Source organism: Hyphomonas johnsonii MHS-2, from assembly GCF_000685275.1.
Classification (GTDB): domain Bacteria; phylum Pseudomonadota; class Alphaproteobacteria; order Caulobacterales; family Hyphomonadaceae; genus Hyphomonas; species Hyphomonas johnsonii.
Genome location: NZ_ARYK01000002.1, coordinates 384499 through 402540 on the forward strand (window position 1 = coordinate 384499; position 18042 = coordinate 402540).

The following is an 18042-nucleotide window of genomic DNA, read 5'->3' on the forward strand; positions in this document are numbered from 1 at the left end:
GCCTGATGGCGTCAACATCAAAGATGTTCGTTTGCCTGACATCAGGCGGACTGCTGGACTTCTTCACAATCGACGCATTGTTGATACACTCAGTAGGGTCTGAACCTGAAACCTCTGCCTTCGGAGGGCGGATACCTTGCGCACGAACGTTGATTAATCGACGTATTTCAGAGAGTTATGGCGCACACAAGTGAGAATGTTGGCTTACTGTTCACGGTGAGGTGCGCATTATGCGCATGGAGGCCGGGCTTTGTTGGTGAGAGCGATATCATACGCATGAGGTTGCGCTGCGTGACCGTTCCAAGGCTGTGCTCACTGGCGATACTTCAGGCATGTTCTTCACGCTTAATGTTAACCTGCACAGCAGGAAAGCTTGGCGACGTCCTTGCCGAACCCTTGGGCGGCCAATTTAAGACCTTCGACGGTGGTCAGGTAAGGAAACAGCGTTTCCCCCAGGGCTTTGGCGGTCATGCCGAATTTCAATGCCATTACCATCGTCTGTATGGAATCAGAGCCTTCAGGGGCGAGAATCTGCGCTCCGAGCAGCACGTCCGTATCCGCATCAGCGACCAGCTTGATCAGGCCACGCGTATCGTGCGCGGCCAAGGCGCGTGGCACTTGGCCCAGCGGCGCGATCGACGTCTTGACCGAATGGCCGGCCTTGATCGCCTGGGCCTCGCTCAGTCCGACCCCCGCGACTTGCGGATCGGTAAAGACGACCCACGGCATGGCAGCGTTGTCATAGGCAAGCGAATTGCTGTCGAGAGCGTTCCTGGCCGCAATCTTCGCACCGTAGGCCGCCATATAGACGAACTGGTCCTGTCCGGTGACATCGCCGGCTGCGTAGACGCCCGGCCGGGTTGTGCGCATGCGTTCATCCACCAGGATGGCGCCATTTGCATGGGTCTGAATACCCATGCCCGAGAGGCCAAGCTTGGCCGTATTGGCACGGCGACCTGTCGTAAGGAGCAAATGCCCCGCCTCCAGTGTCTCCTCCCGACCGCCAACCGAAATCGTCAGCGCAACGCCCGCTTCGGTTTTTCGAGTACTGACATAATCAAGGCCGGTCCTGACGGTAATGTTCTCATCCGCAAGATAGTCGGTGAGGGCAGACGAAATTTCCGGCTCGGCCTCTGGCAACAGATGGCTGCGTGTGACCAGCGTGACCTGCGTGCCTGCCCGGGCGAACATCTGGGCGAGTTCGCACCCGATATAGCCCCCGCCCATTACAAGCAGGGACTCCGGCAAGGCGCCCAGTTCGAGTGCGGCTGTGCTGTCAAGGTAAGGTGTTTCGGACAGGCCCTGGAGATCAGGAATGGCTGGTGAGGCACCAGTTGCGATGATTGTCCGGTCTGCTTTTACAAACCGCTCACTTATCATCACACCGCCTTGGGTCAAAACCGCTTTGCCCTCAATATAGTCGACAGTCTCATAGTCGGACAGAAGGTCGATATATTTCTTGTTCCGCAGAGTTTCGACAAGATTGTCCTTATCGGCCATCAGCGCTGTCCAGTCATCAATCCTGGCCTCGCCTGATAGCCCCTGGAACCGGCTTGCAGTGCGTGCTCCGTGCAAGGCTTCTGCGGCGCGGATCATGACTTTGGACGGCACGCAACCGATATTGACGCACGTTCCCCCGATCGTTCCCCAGCCGATCAAGGCAACTCTCGCATTCGCTTCAGCTGCGGTTATGGCCGCTGAAAAGCCGGCTGATCCGGCACCAATGACGATGAGGTCGTAATGGTCTCGGCCTTCGGAAGAAGTATGAGTCATAGAATGAGCTTTCTGGGCTGGGGGTCAGGTCCGGCTCTTGCGACGCCAGAGGGCATAAAGCGTGAGCAGGATGAAGGCGCCAAGAGCCGGCAACAGGACATAATCGAGATAACCGGTGAGGGCTGACAGGCCGACAATCCCGAGAATCATGATCAAGATCGGCGTAAAGCAGCACAGGGCGGTGATCAGTGTCCCAATTACGCCAACACCTAACAGGGCACGCATGAATCAGGCGCCCGAGCGCGTTGCCGGGTAGCCAACATCCGTAGACGCAGCGGCAATCGTGTCGGCTGTGGTGACGGCCGGGTCAAAGGTGACGGTGGCAATCTTGGTGGCAAAATCAACATCAACTGTCTCGACACCGTCCACCCGCATCATGGCCTTCCTGACCGAGATCGGACAGGTGGCGCAGGTCATGTTCTCGATCGAGAAGGATGCCGTCGCAAGGGGTGCTTCAGCCGAGACGGTCTGCGCCTCACTGGTCGATCCCGATGAGAGGACAACGGACAATCCGCCCATCCCGACGATGGCAATGGTTGCCATAGCGATGATACTTTTCTTCATGGTCTTGCTCCGCATTCAGTAAAAGAGAGGGGCCCAAAAATCGATAGTGGTCGCCAGAATAACCAGGGCGGCAGCTGTCCAGAGCGCAAGTTGCGTGAGCCGGCCGGACTCTGGCCGCGCGCAATAGGAGCCGTCGTCGCAGGGCTTCGGTTTCTTGAAATAGACATGCCAGAATCCGAGCGCGAGCAGTAGAACGGTCACGCTGATAAAATACGGCTTGAACGGTTCAAGCGCTGAAAGCTGTCCGATCCAGGCGCCTGATACGCCAAGACTGATCAGTGCGAATGGCACGATGCAGCAGGATGACGCCAGGATGGCGCCGAGCACGCCGCCCGTGGCCAGCAAGCCGCTCCGTTTGTCTTTGTCTGTCGTGTTTTGCGTCAGTTCGGTCAAAATGGCTTGATGTCCTCTTGTCGGTTGCGGCTCAGGGTGACAAGCTAACCCCTGTAGGGGCTACAGGCTCAAGGGAAAAATACATGGCACAATTCACGGTTTCGAGATCAGGTGTGAAGCGAGGAGAGCTGGCCAAGCGATCGGGCTGCAATGCCGAAACAATCAGGTATTATGAGACAACCGGTCTCCTAAATAAGCCCGCACGTACGGATTCTGGACACCGCATCTATTCCGCAGCAGATCAATCAAGATTGAGATTTGTCCTGCGAAGTCGTGAACTCGGCTTCACGATCGAGGAGATACGCAGCCTTCTCTCGCTGGTCGACGACGGAGATTACAGCTGCGCCGAAATCCATGCGCTCACCACCAATCACCTGAAATCGGTCTCTCGGAAGATCGCAGACCTGCGCAGACTCGAACGCACCCTCAAACGCATTTCCGGAGAATGCGCCAAAGGAAACGAACCCGATTGCCCAATCATTGACGCGCTGGCGGGAGCAGCGAACCAATAAGGCATTCGCCACGTTGGTGCGAGTTGCCTTCTTCGACCTCCAGTCAGTGGTCAAGTGTTCAACTTCGACAACACCCCAAGGTGAATCTATGCGGATTGCCCTGCTTCTCATGGTGGCGGGGATTGTCGTAACGTGGGTCCAGGAGATTTGCCTGTCGCATATCGAACGATGCAGAAACGTTCGTTTTCGTGACGCCCCGACGATATATCAAAAAACGCATATTTCGTTTCTGGATAGTGTTTCAAAACCGCGTCTCCATTCCCAGGTGTTCCATATAGTCAGGCATCACCGTTTGAGAGACACATCATGGAAATTGGATATTGCCGAGTTTCAACAGACCAACAAAATACTGATCTCCAGATGGACGCGCTCGAGAAACGTGGATGCGGTCGCATCTTCCTCGAAACCGCCTCCGGTGCTCAACGTGACCGCCCTGTCTTGAAGGAGGCGATGACCTTTGCCAGGGAGGGCGATGTTCTGGTCGTGTGGTCATTGAGTCGACTGGGTCGAGGGTTGCGCCAGCTGCTCGAGACGATTGAACACCTCGAACAGGTCGGTGTCGGCTTCAAGTCGCTGAAGGAAGAAATCGATACAACCACTCCTTCCGGCCGATTGATCTTCCACGTGTTCGGCGCTCTTGCAGAATTCGAGCGCGCCCATTTGAGAGAACGAACACTTGAAGGTTTGGCGAGCGCTCGCGCCCGGGGTCGGGTTGGCGGACGAAAGAAAGCAATGTCTGCCTCAGACCTGAAAGCTGCCACCGCCATGCTGCGGGATGCCTCTATCTCTGTGAAGGACGTTGCCGAAAAGCTGGGTGTGTCTCGGACGACCCTTTATCGGTACCTGCCTAACGGTGGGCGTTCAGCAGTAAGTAAAAACGCTGCATAGCCGGGCACATAATAGAATGCCTCCTAGGGTTGGCGGCATCCTGTAAGCGCATGAAGAACTGGGTGTCCTCCCCTACCCCCCATCCGCCGTAACATTCTGTCCGTCCTTCGCTGCAGATCACTAATCGATTGTCCTATATGTATCGGCAGAAGGAGTAATCGAATGATTAGTAAACTGACAGAAGAAATGCTTGTCCATATGGATCGGCAAGATTTACGTGAATCAAACAATCCATATTTGGACAGAATATCAGAAGTATGGGCTGGCTATGGTGGAAAGTATGCCGATGGTCTGACCCAGGATTTATTCCAGAAGATGATAAATAGGTTCGTGGGCCGCTCTGCTTCTACTCAACGCACTCATACCGAGTGCGCTGTCGATCCGGATACCTGTGAATGGTGGGATGACCATGCCACTTGTTCTGGCTGTGAGGTTTGTGCTGGGAAATTTCCCATGCCGGAGAAACGCGTCGAAGCCTCCAACGACGAGGTGACGGATGCAATGGTCAAATACATTGGTCGGGATGATTTGGTCGGACTCGATGACCCCTATCTACATAAGTTAGCGGCAATATGGCTGGAGCACCGTAACTGCCACGGTTGCCGTAAATGCAAAGCGATACCCGATCTGGTCGAACAGTTATTTGGAGCATTGGACAAGCGAAAGCCTAAGGACCCCTTCGTAAAATTGATTCTTGAGACCTGTAACTTTTTAGATATGCCGATGTCCGTGTTCGGTATACGGCACGATGCACAAACCATTGCGCCCCCACCTCACTAGGTTTCTGCCCGATGAATCTGCAGCGGCTTGAAAAATGTTAAAATTGCCGAACATACATTTGGGCGAATTGGAACGTGAGCCATGAACAACCCCAACCCAGTACCGATCAAGGGCCGCTACCAGACCCCCAATGAATTGAAGGCGGCGCATGCGGCTCTTCAATTGTGGATGACGCCCGATGAGATGGAGGCGCGGTTTGACGTCCTGTCCGCTGTTTCCGGAGAATACTTTTTCATACAAGGCGGGCTTCAATTCATCCGTGACTCCCACATAGCTGCGACGTTCGGCAAAGCGCGCAGAGCCAATCGTGTAAGGCTGTGCGGTGGTGAGCGGCCTGACTTTGAGATTGAGGTTGGGAATGTGACTCAACTGTATGAGGCCACCGAGGCCGACCTACCGGGCCGCAGGCGTGGGGATGAATATAAGGCCTCGCTCGGCAAGCCCAACACCTTGATCCATGTCGAGAACGCCGAGATAAACGCCAACATCGCCGCCGTACCAGGTGCGCTCAGGGCACGGGCTTTGGGCAAAGCTGGTGGCGGCTATGATCCCTCATGGGGCCTGGTGATCTTCCTCAACGTTGCGACATATGGCTTTGATGCGGGTGAGATTGAAGCCTGCTTCGAGGTGGCAACGAAACCGGCCAGTTCGTCCTTCAGTGAGGTATGGGTGCTGTGGGGAAGTGAGGTTTACCGGCCATGGCCGAGGCAGGGAGAATAGTTGTGCAAATTAACACCAGTTTCGATTTTAGAACTGACGCGTTCGGTAAAGACCCCGACGCGCACAGTGCCACACTGCGGCGTTATCACCGGCATCTTTGGAGCAAGTCTTTGCCGAATGGTCGCACTTTCGCGTTGGATGACACGACACCAGGCGCATATCTCTATCACCGTTCCGATTTGGGCGAATTCTCGCTTTCCAGCGATTCTGTAATCCCGTCATATACGGGATACGACGCTCTCAGGCACATCATTGATTTGTTTCATGAGGAAGAGAATGAGGCATTCCGTAAAATTGGCTACACAATCGGTGGGATGATGGTTTTCCCGGCTAACCGGGTAGATGGCAAGCTGAGTATTAACGGAGCACGAGGCTTCAATCGGAAAATCTCAGACCGGTTTGATCTCACTCTGGAATGCATTCGCCGGCATTATATCGGGCAGACAAGCCCTCTCGCCGACACGCTGGGGAGATACCCCGGTTTCTTTGCTTTGTTTGATGACTTTGATGGCTATGTCGACTTCTTCTTACTACAGGACCTGTTATCCGAGGATGGAAGCACTGTAGAGTTCTTTATGCCATTCGACGACTTCAACACGACCTCCGTGCCGACAAATGAGGAAACGTATAGAGATTACCGACGTCGTAGCATTCAGTTTGTGACTGCACGTAACCATCGAATCCACCGCCAGGTTAACGCGTCTTGATATCCCGGTAGAAGCCCGTTTCCTTCTAGTTGCCAAGTGGCGCATGTCGAGGTTTGGCTTCAGCGACGACCTGCCACTACTTCGGCTAACCCTAAACTTCTGCAATGGGCGCATAACCAGACATAAGGAATTGACGGTCAAACGACGCCTCTTGGCCCCTTCCGTTCGGCGCCGACCTCCGGAATGACCGTTTGATCCCAATCGCAGAATTCAACGGCAAGTAAGGCGCGCAATTGATTGTCGCGTATCGCAAGTGAATTTCGGTAGTGAGTATTGGACCGGGGTCTGCTATGGGCTCAGACATGATGACTGGACCGCTAGCCTATATGAGCAGGATTGCGCTCGCCATCGTGCTGATGGTGATGATGGGATTCGGCTCGGCTGCCGCAGACATCCATCCGGTCGATGCCTTCGATATCGAATGCGCGTCAGCTGATCTGGCAGCTCAGATCATCGGTCTGGAAACCCCTGATGACAAAGACAAGCCTGACCATGAGCACCACGCGCATAGTTGCGGCAGTTGTCATTTCCATATTGTCGGAACTGGACTGTCTCCGTTTGCTTTCGCCCCTCACCTGAACGGAATTTTGCGCCTGCGCGGTGAAGACTCCGCATTGCTCGCCGAGCCCATGGGCCTCTATCGACCACCGCGTGCCTAATCTGACCCGATAGCGGCGCTTCTTGCGCTGCCCGTCTGTCATTCAGATTACCACGAGGACTTATTCTCCATGTCAAAATTCAGACAGGGTGCATTGTGCATCCTGATCGCAACCGCCTTTGCGGGTGGTGCGATTGCCGCGCCGTGCAGCGGGCCTCAGGCCGATGCGCAGGCTATAACACCGGGTACGCCGCTCACACTCGATATCGTTCTGGAGCAAGTGCGCGGCGCCTCTCCCGACGTGCGCCGAGCCGCACTGGAATCGCAGGCACGAAAGGCAGACTCCGTGCAGGCGGGCCGCGGGTTCAACCCCTCCATTGGCCTGGAAGTCGAGAACTTCTCGGGATCCGGCCCGCTTGCGGGATTCGACCAGAGTGAAACAACGTTCTCGATAGAGCAGACCTTCCAGCTCGGAGGAAAGCGCTCGAAGCGTCAGCAGGCTGCGCAGGCCAATGCGACGCTGGGTGCCGCTGAATGCGCTGTGATCCTGCGCGAAACGGAACTGGAAGCAGCGTTGCTGCTGTACGACCTGCTGGCCGCCTCGCAGGTCGCTGGCCTGGCAGAACAGGCTGCCGATCTTGCAGACACGCTCCTTGAGACGGTGTCGAAGCGTGTGGAGGCGGGGGCCGCTGCGCCACCCGAACAATCCCGGGCGCACGCTGATGCGGCCGCCTTGCGCGCAGCCGTCTACCAGGCTCGCGCCGCGGTTGAGCAGAAGCGCTATGATCTTGCTGCCCTTTGGGGCAGTTCGGAGCCGCGATTCGCCTTGCCAGATATCGACCGGACCGCCTTATCTGAACCGCGAGCGGGAGGTCGCCGTGAAGAGACCCACCCGCAAATCGCCATGGCCGCCGCCAGCGAGTCCGCCAGGCGGGCGGAGCGCGACGTCGCCCGAGCGTCTTTGATGCCCGACCTGACGGTCTCTGCCGGGATCAGGCAGTTTGAAGAGTCGGGCGAGAATGCCTTTCTTGTGGGCGTTCGTGTTCCCGTTCCACTGTTCGACCAGAACCGGGATGCCGCACGGGCCGCAGGCTATCGCGTCGATGCGGAAAGGCTGAACCGGCTCGCGGTGGAGGCCAAGCTGCTGGCCAGCCAGCGGGCCGCCGTGGCACAGGTGCGGGCGGCGCGCGAGCGCCTCACGCTGCTGGAAGACGCTGCCTTGCCGGCTGCCCGCTCTGCCTATGACGCCTCGGTCCAGGGCTACGCGGCAGGAAAGTTCGACCTCACCACCACCCTCGATGCCCGCAAGGGGCTCATCGAAGCCTCGATGGCGGTGATTGCGGCCAACCGGGACCTCAATGCCGAAAGCCTGCGCCTGCGCAGCATCATCGGTGCTGCCCCTTTTGATGGAGATTTCCAATGAGACAGACATTGACGCCAAAGGCGGCAATCGCGGCGCTGGCGATCCTTCTGGCTGCATGCGGCGCAAATGGAACCCGTACAGATGCTACGGCAGAAACGGACCAGCATGCGCATGATGAAATTGAGGAAGGCCATGATCAGGAACCGGCTGCGGAAGAACATGATGACATTGTCAGGCTAACGGCGCAGGCCGCTGACGAAGCCGGTATTGCTGTGGAAAACGCCTCAACCGGCGCCATGGGGCAAACATTGAGCCTGCCAGCCGAAATCCGTTTCGACGGTGACCGGGTTGCAAAAGTATCTCCAAAAGTCAGCGGCATAATTGCCCGGCTTTATGCCAACGAAGGAGATGTGGTCGAGCGGGGTGACACGCTGGCACTGATCACAAGCCGGGAACTTGCAAGCCTGAAAGCAACCTGGCTGAATGCCGAGACCAGCAGGTCACTGTCCGCCAAGGCGCTGGCCCGAGAAGAGCAGCTTTGGGCGGACAAGATTACGTCGGAGGCAGACGTTCAAACAGCGCGTGCAGTATATGACGCAGCAAAAGCCGCAAGCGACGCCGCCGAGAATGAATTGCATGCGGCCGGCGTCAGTCATGCGGCCCTGGCTGGCATTGCAGGTGCGGATGACGGGGACAATTCAAATGCCTATTTGACAGCACCGATTGCAGGCATGGTCGTTCAGCGCACGGTCACACTTGGGGAAACAGTGTCTGCAGGCGATGCCGGCGCGGATACCCTTTTCACCATCCTTGATGACAGTGTCGTCTGGGCAGACATCGCGGTCTACAAGCAGGACATAGCCCGCATTCGCGTTGGCGCACAGGTGGCGCTAAAGGCGGATGACGGTACAGCGATCACGCAGGCAGTTGTCGCGTTCATCCTTCCGGTCATCGACGAGGGCTCCCGGACGGCGACAGCACGCGTCATCGTCGACAATCCTGAGGGACACTTGCGTCCCGGCCAGTTCATAACTGCAGAGATCGGTGTTGGAAGTCAAAGTGACGTCCTGCGCGTCCCGCAAGATGCCGTGCAAACCGTTGAAGAGCAGCCCTCCGTCTTCGTGCCAGTCGAGGGTGGCTTTGCTCCGCGACCTGTGACGACCGGCGCAAGTTCCGGGGGCTTCGTGGAGATCAGGTCAGGCCTTTCCGAGGACGAGCCTTTCGTTTCAAGCGGCGCCTTCACCCTGAAGGCCCAGCTTGAGAAAGACGCTTTTGGCGACGGACACGCACACTAGGATTCAGCACCATGATCAATTTTATGCACCGCATTTCAGGTGGACGTCTTCTAGCGGCCATTGCAGCCCTCGCCATGACGCTCGGTGGCCTGTTTGCCTTCCGGGCCCTTCCCGTTGACGCCTTCCCGGATGTCACGCCTTCGCTGGTTCAGGTTTTCACCGAAACCGAGGGGCTGGCCCCGGAAGAGGTCGAGAGATACGTGACCTACCCTATCGAAACGGCCATGTCGGGCTTGCCCAAACTCAAGAACATGCGCTCGGTCTCCAATTTCGGCTTGTCCGTCGTCAACATCTATTTCGAAGATGGAACGGACGTCTATTTTGCCCGGCAAGTGGTCGGCGAACGCCTTGCCGAGGCGCGCGGAAACATTCCTGAAGGCTTCGGTGACCCCAAGATGGGGCCGATCTCGACAGGGCTTGGCATCATCCTCTATTTCAGATTGGACGACCAAACCGGCACGCGAGACCTCGTTGAGATGCGTGAGATCCAGGACTGGATCATCAAGTACCAGCTGCAGACGGTGCCCGGCGTGACAGAAGTTCTGTCACTTGGCGGGTTCGAAAAGCAATATCAGGTCCAGCTCGATCCGGATGCATTGCTGGCCTACGATATTCAGATCGATGACGTGATGACCGCGCTGGAGCGTGGTAACCGGACCGAAGGCGCCCAGTTCATCGAGATCGGGTCAGAGCAGTTCACGGTGCGCGGGGTCGGCCTTGCGCATAGTGTTGATGATCTGTCCGAAATCGTCGTGAAAGTGGATGATGGCCGCCCTGTCAGGGTGGGCGACGTCGGCGACCTGATTGTCGGCGGCGGCGTACGACAGGGGCTCGCAACAGCCAATGGCGAAGGCGAAGTCGTCGCCGGGCTTGTTCTCAAACTGTACGGCACCAACACCTCGGATGTAATTGCCCGGGTTCAGAAGCGCTTTGAAGAGATCAATGCCAGCCTGCCGGAAGGGGTCGAAGCTGTGCCCTATTATGATCAGGGAACGCTGGTGAACAAGGCAGCTGCCACGGTTACAACTGCCCTGTGGCAAGGCGCCCTGCTGGTTGCCCTCGTGGTCTTCATCTTCCTTGGCGGGTGGCGGCCGAGCCTGGTTGTCGTCCTGTCCATCCCGTTTTCTGTAGGCTTCGCCTTCATCGCCATGCACGTGCTTGGCATAAGCGCCAATCTCATGTCGCTGGGCGGCGTCGCCATCGCTATCGGCATGATGGTGGATGGGGCCATTGTGATCGCGGAAAACGTGGATCGGGGATTGCGCGAAGCGACGCCGCCCGAAGACAAGCGCTCCATCGTGGCACGCTCCACGGCAGAGGTGATCGCGCCCCTGATTGCCGCCGTCGCCGTGGTGATCGTCGTGTTCCTGCCGCTCTTCTCGCTTCAGGGCGTGGAGGGCAAGACTTTCCGGCCGCTTGCCGCATCAGCGGCGCTGGCGATGACAGGATCGCTTTTCTATGCGGCGCTGATCGCGCCCTCCATGGCGAATGGCCTGATGCGACGATCATCCAGCGTGGGCAAAGCCGGCAATGGATACTTGGCCGATAGCGTGAGCCGGGTTTCAGGCTTCTTTGTTCGGCAGCGGTTCGCGGCGGTCGGACTGGCGGTCGCGCTCCTGCTGGCGGGCGGTCTTGCCGGATCGCGCCTCGGGTCTGAATTTACGCCTTCACTTGAAGAAGGTGACATCCTGTTGCGCGTGACGATGGCGCCTTCCATCTCTCTGACAGAAGCGGCGCAGACAACCACCCGGATCGAGAAGCGGCTTCTCGCCAATTTCCCGGAAATAAAGTCGATCGTCACCCGCATTGGCCGGGGTGAAGTCGGCGCGCATGCCGATCCGACAAACAGCGCCGAGGCGTTCGTCGAACTGCAGCCGCACAATCAATGGCGCAAGGGGATGACGCCCGAGGCCTTGCGTACGGCCATATCCGAGGATCTTGAATCCTATCCCGGCATTGTCGTGAGTATCGGCCAGCCCATCGCCATGGCCGTTGACGAACTGATCACCGGCACGCGCGCCGAACTGGCGGTGAAGATATTCGGGCCTGACTCCGGGATCCTGCTGGAAAAGTCGCGGGACCTGCAAGCCCTGCTTCAGGGCGTGGATGGCGCGTCGGAAGTGCAAGCCGACCAGATTACGGGGGCGCCGCAACTGGTCGTCACTGTCGATCGCGTCGCCCTTGGACGCTACGGGCTGGATGTCGAAGATGCGCTGGATGCGTTGCGCGCGTCCGTCGGCGGCGCGCAAGCCGGGTCTCTGTTCGAGGGTGTCCGGCAGTTTCCCATCATCGTGCGCTTGCGCGAGGACAGCCGGGATACGCCTGAAGCCATCAGCCGGGTCGTGCTTGTCTCGCCGACAGGTGCACGTGTACCCCTCGCAACGGTGGCCCAGATCGAAACTGTCATTGGCCCGCGTCAGATCACGCGGGAGGATGGCGAACGTTTCATCGCCGTGCAGGCAAATGTACGTGGACGGGATATCGGGTCTTTCGTGGAAGAAGCCCAAAGAATAACCGATGCGCGACTGGCCTTGCCGCCCGGCTACCGGCTGGTCTGGGGCGGACAATTCGAGCTGCAGCAGCAGGCGAATGCCCGCTTCGCGGTCGTGATCCCGATCACACTGGGAATCGTGCTTCTCATCCTGCTGATGACATTCGGGCGGCTGAAATCGGCTATCCTGATCCTGCTGAACATTCCGCTGGCCCTGACCGGAGGCGCGCTTGCACTTTGGCTCGCGGGCCTACCGGTTTCCGTACCAGCAACGGTCGGCTTCATCGCCCTGTTCGGCATTGCCCTTGGCAACGGAATGGTGCTGGTCAGCTTCATGGATGACTTTGCCCGTGCAGGCAGAAGCCTGGACGAGCTGGCAATTGAGTCCGCAGGGCTGCGTGCCAGGCCCGTGCTGATGACCGCCATGACGACGGCGCTTGGCCTCGCGCCGCTCCTCTTCGCCACAGGCGTTGGGGCTGAGGTGCAGCGCCCCCTCGCTACCGTCGTGACAGGCGGCTTGGTGACATCCACCCTACTCACGCTGCTGGTCATGCCCGCCTTGCATCGATGGTTCGCGCCGGAGGCCGACAGCCATCACTCGCTGATCGAGTCATCGCATGTGACAGATGCGGTATCGGTTTGATCGAGAAGGTTGACCGTCGTGGATATTGCAGCCCACGGCGGATCATCGCCGATAGCAGTCAGGTTGGCTTATAATCAAACCTCGCCGAGCTTTGGCAAATCGATTGCATCGCTCTTTCCCTTTCATGAGGGGAGAGGACAGATGCCATTCGACAAGTCGTCAGAACAATGGATTCCTTGGAACAAAGGCAAGTTGGTAGGCCAGAAAGCTCCGTTGAAACCCCAGCAGGTCTGGGCAATCCGAATTCGCTTGCAGTTGGCGGACAAAAAACGAGATCTCGCGCTGTTCAACCTAGCCATCGATAGCAAGCTACGCGGGTGCGACTTGCTCAGCTTGCGCGTCTCCGATCTTCGGATGGGCGCAGAAATCCGCAGTCGCGCGAAAATCATCCAAAGCAAAACAGGCAATGCTGTCCAGTTTGAAGTGACCAAGCAAACCCGAGACGCAATCGAAGACTGGTGTGCAGAAAAGCCTCTGAACCACCATGATTGGCTGTTCCCGAGCCGCAAAGACCTGGCACGACACCTGTCCACTCGGCAGTATGGACGCCTGGTCGAAGGCTGGATCCGGTCGATTGGGCTACCGCGGTCGTCATATGCAACGCACTCCATGCGTAGAACTAAGGCGACCTTGATCTATCGTAAGACCGGCAATTTACGAGCAGTGCAGTTGCTGCTTGGGCACACGAAGATTGATAGCACTGTCCGCTATTTGGGCGTCGAAGTCGAAGATGCGTTAGCGCTCGCCGAGAGCATTGAATTATAGTCCCCAGGGGGCGCAAAAGGAGACATTAGTTGCGGTGCCAACTCTATCTCCATACAGGATTGCCAGGACCACCGGATCCAGGAAATTGCCAGCCATTGTGAGTTACCGAATTCACAACCAAACAACTTAGCTCAGCTACGTGGCGTTGAAGTTGCTCCAAAAACTCAGCGTCAACAGATGTTTCGAATATCTCCCCCTTTCGATTCACAAATAAGGGGAGTGAACGGCCAGATTGATCAGGCATGCGCCATGAGCCGTGGCAAATTACATCTCGAAGTTTCTTAGCTTGTTTGAGTTCTTCGATCAAATCTTCAAAGTTTTCGATCAACGGCTGTGTATAGTCTCGTGCGACTTTCCCATACTCTTCAATCAGCGAGCCCAAGGGGTCAGACACAGCTTTGACTAAAAGAGGCAACCACTTCTCATAGGCAGCATCGAGATCGTCTTGCGCGTACTCCCTTGTCGCACTCAATGCGAAGATTGCTTTGCCTAGCATCTCTTCGAGAAATCCAAATGTTGCTACTGCGCGTCCCAGTTCAGTCCAGAAGCCTTCAGTGTGCGCATGGGTTGGATAGCGCTCGGGCAGTTTGTCGATGTTGACTATGTGATTGGATGGTTTGCGTGACGTCGTCATTGATCTTAATTCTCATTCATTCGAACTGCGGTCCACTGAAATGTCTCCAAGCCGAATAGTCCTGTCGTCCGCTCCGGGCGCAAAAGGGGACATCGACTCGCAAACGCCTCAATGACCGAGGCCCTATTCAGCCATTCGGCTGCATGCGCGGACGATTACCCTTGCCTTCCCGCGGGTGTCTGGGGCGGCATTCTCCGCCCCCGGGGCACCATCCCACATTATCAAAAACAGGTTTTGACTTTTCAGTCCCCAGCGGAGTTCCGACTGACTTTTCCACCGGGTTTGTTTGCTTGTGTCGTCTTCCACATTTGCATTGCCATGTCCTCGCAATACCTCGCGGCTAATTGCTTTTGATCCATTTCCGCCAACGCAGCCGCTGGCACCCAAGGCGAAAGCCACTCTTCCAATTTCGTGCGGTCGGTATTCTTGTAGGATTCATACAGGAATTTTGCGAAGTCGAGCGGTGACTCTGCTGGCTTCTTAACCCGGTCTTCCTCGCCGAAGAAAATCGAAGGATTACGCCGCCAGACGGTCATTTCCGAGTCTGACAAGGGGTGCGTCGCGATAATGCGGGTGCCGTTTTCCAAGCGGTGCACGCAATACGCCAACTGCTGCGATTCCATCACCGTCCCGCTCTCAAGCAAACCTGCAACCGGATCACCATCGGCAGATGGGATTTCATAAACCTCGCCAACCGTCAGCCTCGGGCGTTGGTCTGGATCGAATGCCAACTCCGGCGGCTGGCCGTCAAAGGTCGCGGGAATATGAGAGTGATCTTTCAATGAGCTCATGAGCGCATCAATTTCCACATGCCTCTCTTGCGAGCACACGTATTCATAGAAGCTAGAGATTGGCACCGCGGGTGCGAAATCCGGAATCTTGTACCCAAAGCCCAAGGCTTGCGTTTGCACGCGGGCATCCAGCCGGGAGTGATAGTTGTGATTGGTGACGATCACGTAGGCAGGATCAAACTCTTGCCCGTCGTTGTTCGTGAGCCCTTCCGCCGACCGAATTTGATCCATCGCGGCTGCGGGCCACTGGTTAGCTAAATCCTCGCTCACCTCGTCAGGTACGTTCAGTTCAATCATCACAATCCGCTCATGTTCTGAATATTTATTCAGAGCAGTGATCAACTTACTCGTCACCCTCAGTCGCTTAACTTCGTCATCTTGCGGCGCCCCAGAAGAATTCCTCGCCTTTGCCTCCACCGAAAATGTACGGCCAGTTTGCGGGTACACTGCTACAAATTCAGTATAGCTTCTCTCGCCTTTGCTTTCCTCTTCATACTGGATATTAAATCCAGCTTTCAAAAAGGCCGCAGCAGCATAGGTCTCATACAGTGCGCCCAGGAAATTCCCGAAATGCCTCTGCTTAAGCCGCGCAACGTATCCACGAACACGATCAAACGCATCGTCAGGGGGCGAGTTGTGAGCGATCAAATACAGATTGTAGGCAAGTTGCATGAACGCTTTCATCGAGCCGGTCATATCACCATGCCGTAGGCCATTGATGATTGGCACAGAAGTCACGTCCGATTGGGCCATCACAACCCAGCGAGCAATAGGGTGTTGGATTTCCAGTGACTTAGCAGTTTCCTCGCGGAGCCACTCTGGCCCCAGAAGGGAGAACAGAAATTCCCTCAAAAAGTCGTGAAATGTTTGCCAGTTCGGCGAATGGTAGATGCGATTGCAGACTACCAAAAAGCGCTGGCCGGACGCTTCGACAGAAATAATCGGCTTACCGAACCCCTGTTCTCTCTGATGCGCCGCTTTTTGGATTTTCGCGCCAAGCGCCTTCGCCTTGGCCATATCTGCAATAAGTCCTGGTTCCGCGGCAGGACCTGACTGCGCCTGCGCATTTGGGGCACCATGGCACCTCTTGAACTTCTTCCCCGATCCACAGGGACAGGGCGCATTGCGACCGATTTTTGGGTTGTTCTGCGAATTAACTGCAGTGTTTCTCCTGTCAATGACGATCTAGCCAAGCTGATCGAATCAGTTCCGCGATTGTCGCCGAGTTTCGTATGCCTTGCAACTCGCTTTCGCGGTCACTCAATCGAGCGCTGACGAGTCCGCACACCGCGACAGCATGGACGACGCAATCCAACGCTTCGGTCGTCCTGATCTTTATCTGTCCCCACTGGCCATAAGGCCGCCCGCGGCGAATTTCCGCCCTTCGAGAACCGCCCCGCCTTCGTCTGCTTCCGGGATCAAGCGGTCATTCCTCTGAGCCTGAACTTGCGAACCAAGCCCAGGCATTGAGACAGAATCCCCCGACAATAACCGGCGGAATTTTGTGCGATAATGGGAAAGAACTTTGAGTGCTTGTCAGATTGTTCTCATGGCTTCGGCCGCATCTTGTTCTTCACCCACGTCGCCAACCCGTTGACGCAGTAAGACGGATACGAAGACAATCCGTCGATGACCCCACCCAACGCTTTCTTGTCTGAAATTGTAGGCTGACCATCGTTATTATGAGATTCTCCGATTGCCGGGTCATTCGAAAGAGCGACTTTCCCATCTTTCCATTTCATTGGGCATGGGGTCCGCATTATCCTGCGTTCCTGCTGCTTAATCAGTTCCGGCTGCCCGCCATTGGGGCAAATCAAGCCGGCCATTTCGTGAAAGCGTCGGCGCTCTACGATGATCTGATCCAGCGCTGATCCAGCCGGGATGGAGCGGTACTCCCGGTTGGCTCGAGCAAGGCTTTCGCCAATAATCAGACTGTCTGAAATCCCATGATCGGGTGACGCGCCTCGAAAGGCGGCACGGAACTGTAGGTCACGATCGCTGAGGTAACGGTCAGATCGCCTGATTGCGTTATATATGCACTGTTGCGCTTGAATGGCGGTGTTCCTGGCTTCGCACTGACGGGTTACATCCCTCCCGAACAAACGTGTCGCCGAATAAAACTGGTGAATAAACATCTCATTGCGCGCCTGCGTCTGACCCGAAAGGGCTTCCCGGATCACGTCATACGGAACCAGTGCACCTTCAGAATCAAACACAGCCACCAGATAGTAGACATGGGGGATTTCAAGCAGGATGGATGCCCTGCCTTCCGATCCTGCCCAGGAGCTTGCTTCGATAGATAACCACATCTCGGGCGGCAATTGGTTCTTTATGAACCCTAGAATGTTTTCAGTGAGCCATCGCTCCGACGAAAATCCCCCACCAGCTGGGTCGATTCCCCCAATCTCCTCGCCTGACTGCATCGTCGTCACGTCATGAATGAATCGGTACGACTTTGACGTGCCGGACAAGTTCAATTGGCGCAGGATATTTTCAAATAATGCAAAGGTCAGAATATGGTGCTTGGGAAATGCCTGACGGAGGAAGCGGTACCAATCACGTTGAAGCTTTTTCGGGTCGTGCTGAATTGAGCCAGGGCCGTGATGAATTGCGCAATCAAGAAATTGCGTCACCCAGGCCAGGTTTTCCCGGCCGATCAATTCACATACTGTGTAAACCAAATGGGATTCACTGGTAGCGAGTTCGTTGAAATTCCGATGTCCGAACGGCGATTCGGCGGGGCGATCATTTCTACATGATTGATAGGGTTTTCCGAACATGCCGTTTACCGACTCGTTGCTGATTATCATACCGTATTCCTCCAGCGGGCGGCGCTCTGACTCGGCCGTGCAAGAGTATTTAGGGCGGAAGCTCACGGTGATGTTTGCAATGAAAACTCATCAATTGCGAGAATGGTCGTTATCCGGAAGGGTTAGTGCAACAGGACCATTTTTGGACAAGCTTATTCATTCACTAGGCGCCTTCGGCTTTTCCGAATATCAACCTGGTTCGAGCCAATGAAATGCCGACGATGTAACCAAGGGCTTCGCATCGACAAGCCGGTAACCATCTGACCGTGTCCGTCCCTGCTGGACGTATTGACTGGTCAGTCTCCTATATTATTG

Annotated in this window: 17 protein-coding genes and 1 pseudogene; 10 read left to right on the forward strand and 8 right to left on the reverse strand. The window is 56.4% G+C overall.

Features of this window, described 5'->3' with window-relative positions:
* Positions 1–351: 351 nt before the first annotated feature.
* Genes merA through HJO_RS06670 form a run of 4 tightly spaced genes read right to left on the reverse strand, consistent with a single transcriptional unit; the run spans position 352 to position 2730 of the window.
* The gene (gene merA, locus HJO_RS06655) at positions 352–1773 is read right to left on the reverse strand and encodes a mercury(II) reductase (RefSeq protein ID WP_035615176.1); all 1422 of its coding nucleotides are present in this window, start codon (positions 1771–1773) and stop codon (positions 352–354) included.
* A 24-nt stretch (positions 1774–1797) separates the two neighbouring features.
* Positions 1798–1998, reverse strand: a complete 201-nt coding sequence (gene merF, locus HJO_RS06660) for a mercury resistance system transport protein MerF (protein ID WP_035615178.1) — start codon at positions 1996–1998, stop codon at positions 1798–1800.
* A gap of 3 nt (positions 1999–2001) precedes the next feature.
* Complete coding sequence (locus tag HJO_RS06665) at positions 2002–2337, reverse strand: heavy-metal-associated domain-containing protein (RefSeq protein ID WP_035615426.1); 336 nt, start codon at positions 2335–2337, stop codon at positions 2002–2004.
* Positions 2338–2352: 15 nt separating this feature from the next.
* Positions 2353–2730 (reverse strand): mercuric transporter MerT family protein, encoded by a 378-nt coding sequence (locus tag HJO_RS06670; RefSeq protein ID WP_051618362.1) that lies wholly within the window; start codon positions 2728–2730, stop codon positions 2353–2355.
* 83 nt (positions 2731–2813) lie between these two features.
* Between HJO_RS06670 and HJO_RS06675 the strand changes: the two genes are divergently transcribed.
* From HJO_RS06675 to HJO_RS06720, 10 genes are all read left to right on the forward strand, one after another.
* On the forward strand, positions 2814–3242 hold the full coding sequence (locus HJO_RS06675) for a MerR family transcriptional regulator (RefSeq protein ID WP_035615180.1): 429 nt from the start codon (positions 2814–2816) through the stop codon (positions 3240–3242).
* 306 nt (positions 3243–3548) lie between these two features.
* Positions 3549–4130: a recombinase family protein gene (locus HJO_RS06680; protein ID WP_035615182.1), complete on the forward strand. Its 582-nt coding sequence runs from the start codon at positions 3549–3551 to the stop codon at positions 4128–4130.
* 162 nt (positions 4131–4292) lie between these two features.
* Positions 4293–4910 carry a hypothetical protein gene (locus tag HJO_RS18375; protein WP_156945448.1) on the forward strand — a complete coding sequence of 206 codons (618 nt, stop codon included), beginning with the start codon at positions 4293–4295 and terminating at the stop codon, positions 4908–4910.
* A gap of 81 nt (positions 4911–4991) precedes the next feature.
* On the forward strand, positions 4992–5630 hold the full coding sequence (locus HJO_RS06690) for a hypothetical protein (RefSeq protein ID WP_035615185.1): 639 nt from the start codon (positions 4992–4994) through the stop codon (positions 5628–5630).
* Positions 5609–6337 (forward strand): DUF6994 family protein, encoded by a 729-nt coding sequence (locus tag HJO_RS06695; RefSeq protein WP_035615188.1) that lies wholly within the window; start codon positions 5609–5611, stop codon positions 6335–6337. Before HJO_RS06690 ends, HJO_RS06695 begins: the two co-directional genes overlap by 22 nt.
* A gap of 302 nt (positions 6338–6639) precedes the next feature.
* A complete protein-coding gene (locus HJO_RS06700) occupies positions 6640–6996 on the forward strand; it encodes a hypothetical protein (RefSeq protein ID WP_156945449.1) in 357 nt (118 codons plus the stop codon).
* Between the two features lie 69 nt (positions 6997–7065).
* Positions 7066–8358, forward strand: coding sequence for a TolC family protein (locus HJO_RS06705; protein WP_035615191.1), 1293 nt, complete (start codon positions 7066–7068; stop codon positions 8356–8358).
* Positions 8355–9593, forward strand: a complete 1239-nt coding sequence (locus HJO_RS06710) for an efflux RND transporter periplasmic adaptor subunit (protein ID WP_035615193.1) — start codon at positions 8355–8357, stop codon at positions 9591–9593. The genes HJO_RS06705 and HJO_RS06710 overlap by 4 nt, the downstream gene beginning before the upstream one ends.
* A gap of 11 nt (positions 9594–9604) precedes the next feature.
* Positions 9605–12727: an efflux RND transporter permease subunit gene (locus HJO_RS06715; protein ID WP_035615195.1), complete on the forward strand. Its 3123-nt coding sequence runs from the start codon at positions 9605–9607 to the stop codon at positions 12725–12727.
* Positions 12728–12868: 141 nt separating this feature from the next.
* Entirely contained in the window at positions 12869–13492 is a 624-nt protein-coding gene (locus HJO_RS06720) for a tyrosine-type recombinase/integrase (RefSeq protein ID WP_035615198.1), read from the forward strand.
* Positions 13493–13535: 43 nt separating this feature from the next.
* Here HJO_RS06720 and HJO_RS18120 read toward each other — a convergent pair whose 3' ends face one another.
* The 4 genes and pseudogenes from HJO_RS18120 to HJO_RS06730 form a co-directional block, all read right to left on the reverse strand.
* Positions 13536–14126: a hypothetical protein gene (locus HJO_RS18120; protein ID WP_084141684.1), complete on the reverse strand. Its 591-nt coding sequence runs from the start codon at positions 14124–14126 to the stop codon at positions 13536–13538.
* A gap of 242 nt (positions 14127–14368) precedes the next feature.
* Positions 14369–15934, reverse strand: coding sequence for a DUF3892 domain-containing protein (locus tag HJO_RS06725; protein WP_035615201.1), 1566 nt, complete (start codon positions 15932–15934; stop codon positions 14369–14371).
* A gap of 57 nt (positions 15935–15991) precedes the next feature.
* Positions 15992–16102: pseudogene (locus HJO_RS18905) on the reverse strand (SEC-C metal-binding domain-containing protein); the annotation flags it as partial.
* 362 nt (positions 16103–16464) lie between these two features.
* Positions 16465–17727 carry a hypothetical protein gene (locus tag HJO_RS06730; protein ID WP_162173789.1) on the reverse strand — a complete coding sequence of 421 codons (1263 nt, stop codon included), beginning with the start codon at positions 17725–17727 and terminating at the stop codon, positions 16465–16467.
* Positions 17728–18042 lie beyond the last annotated feature (315 nt).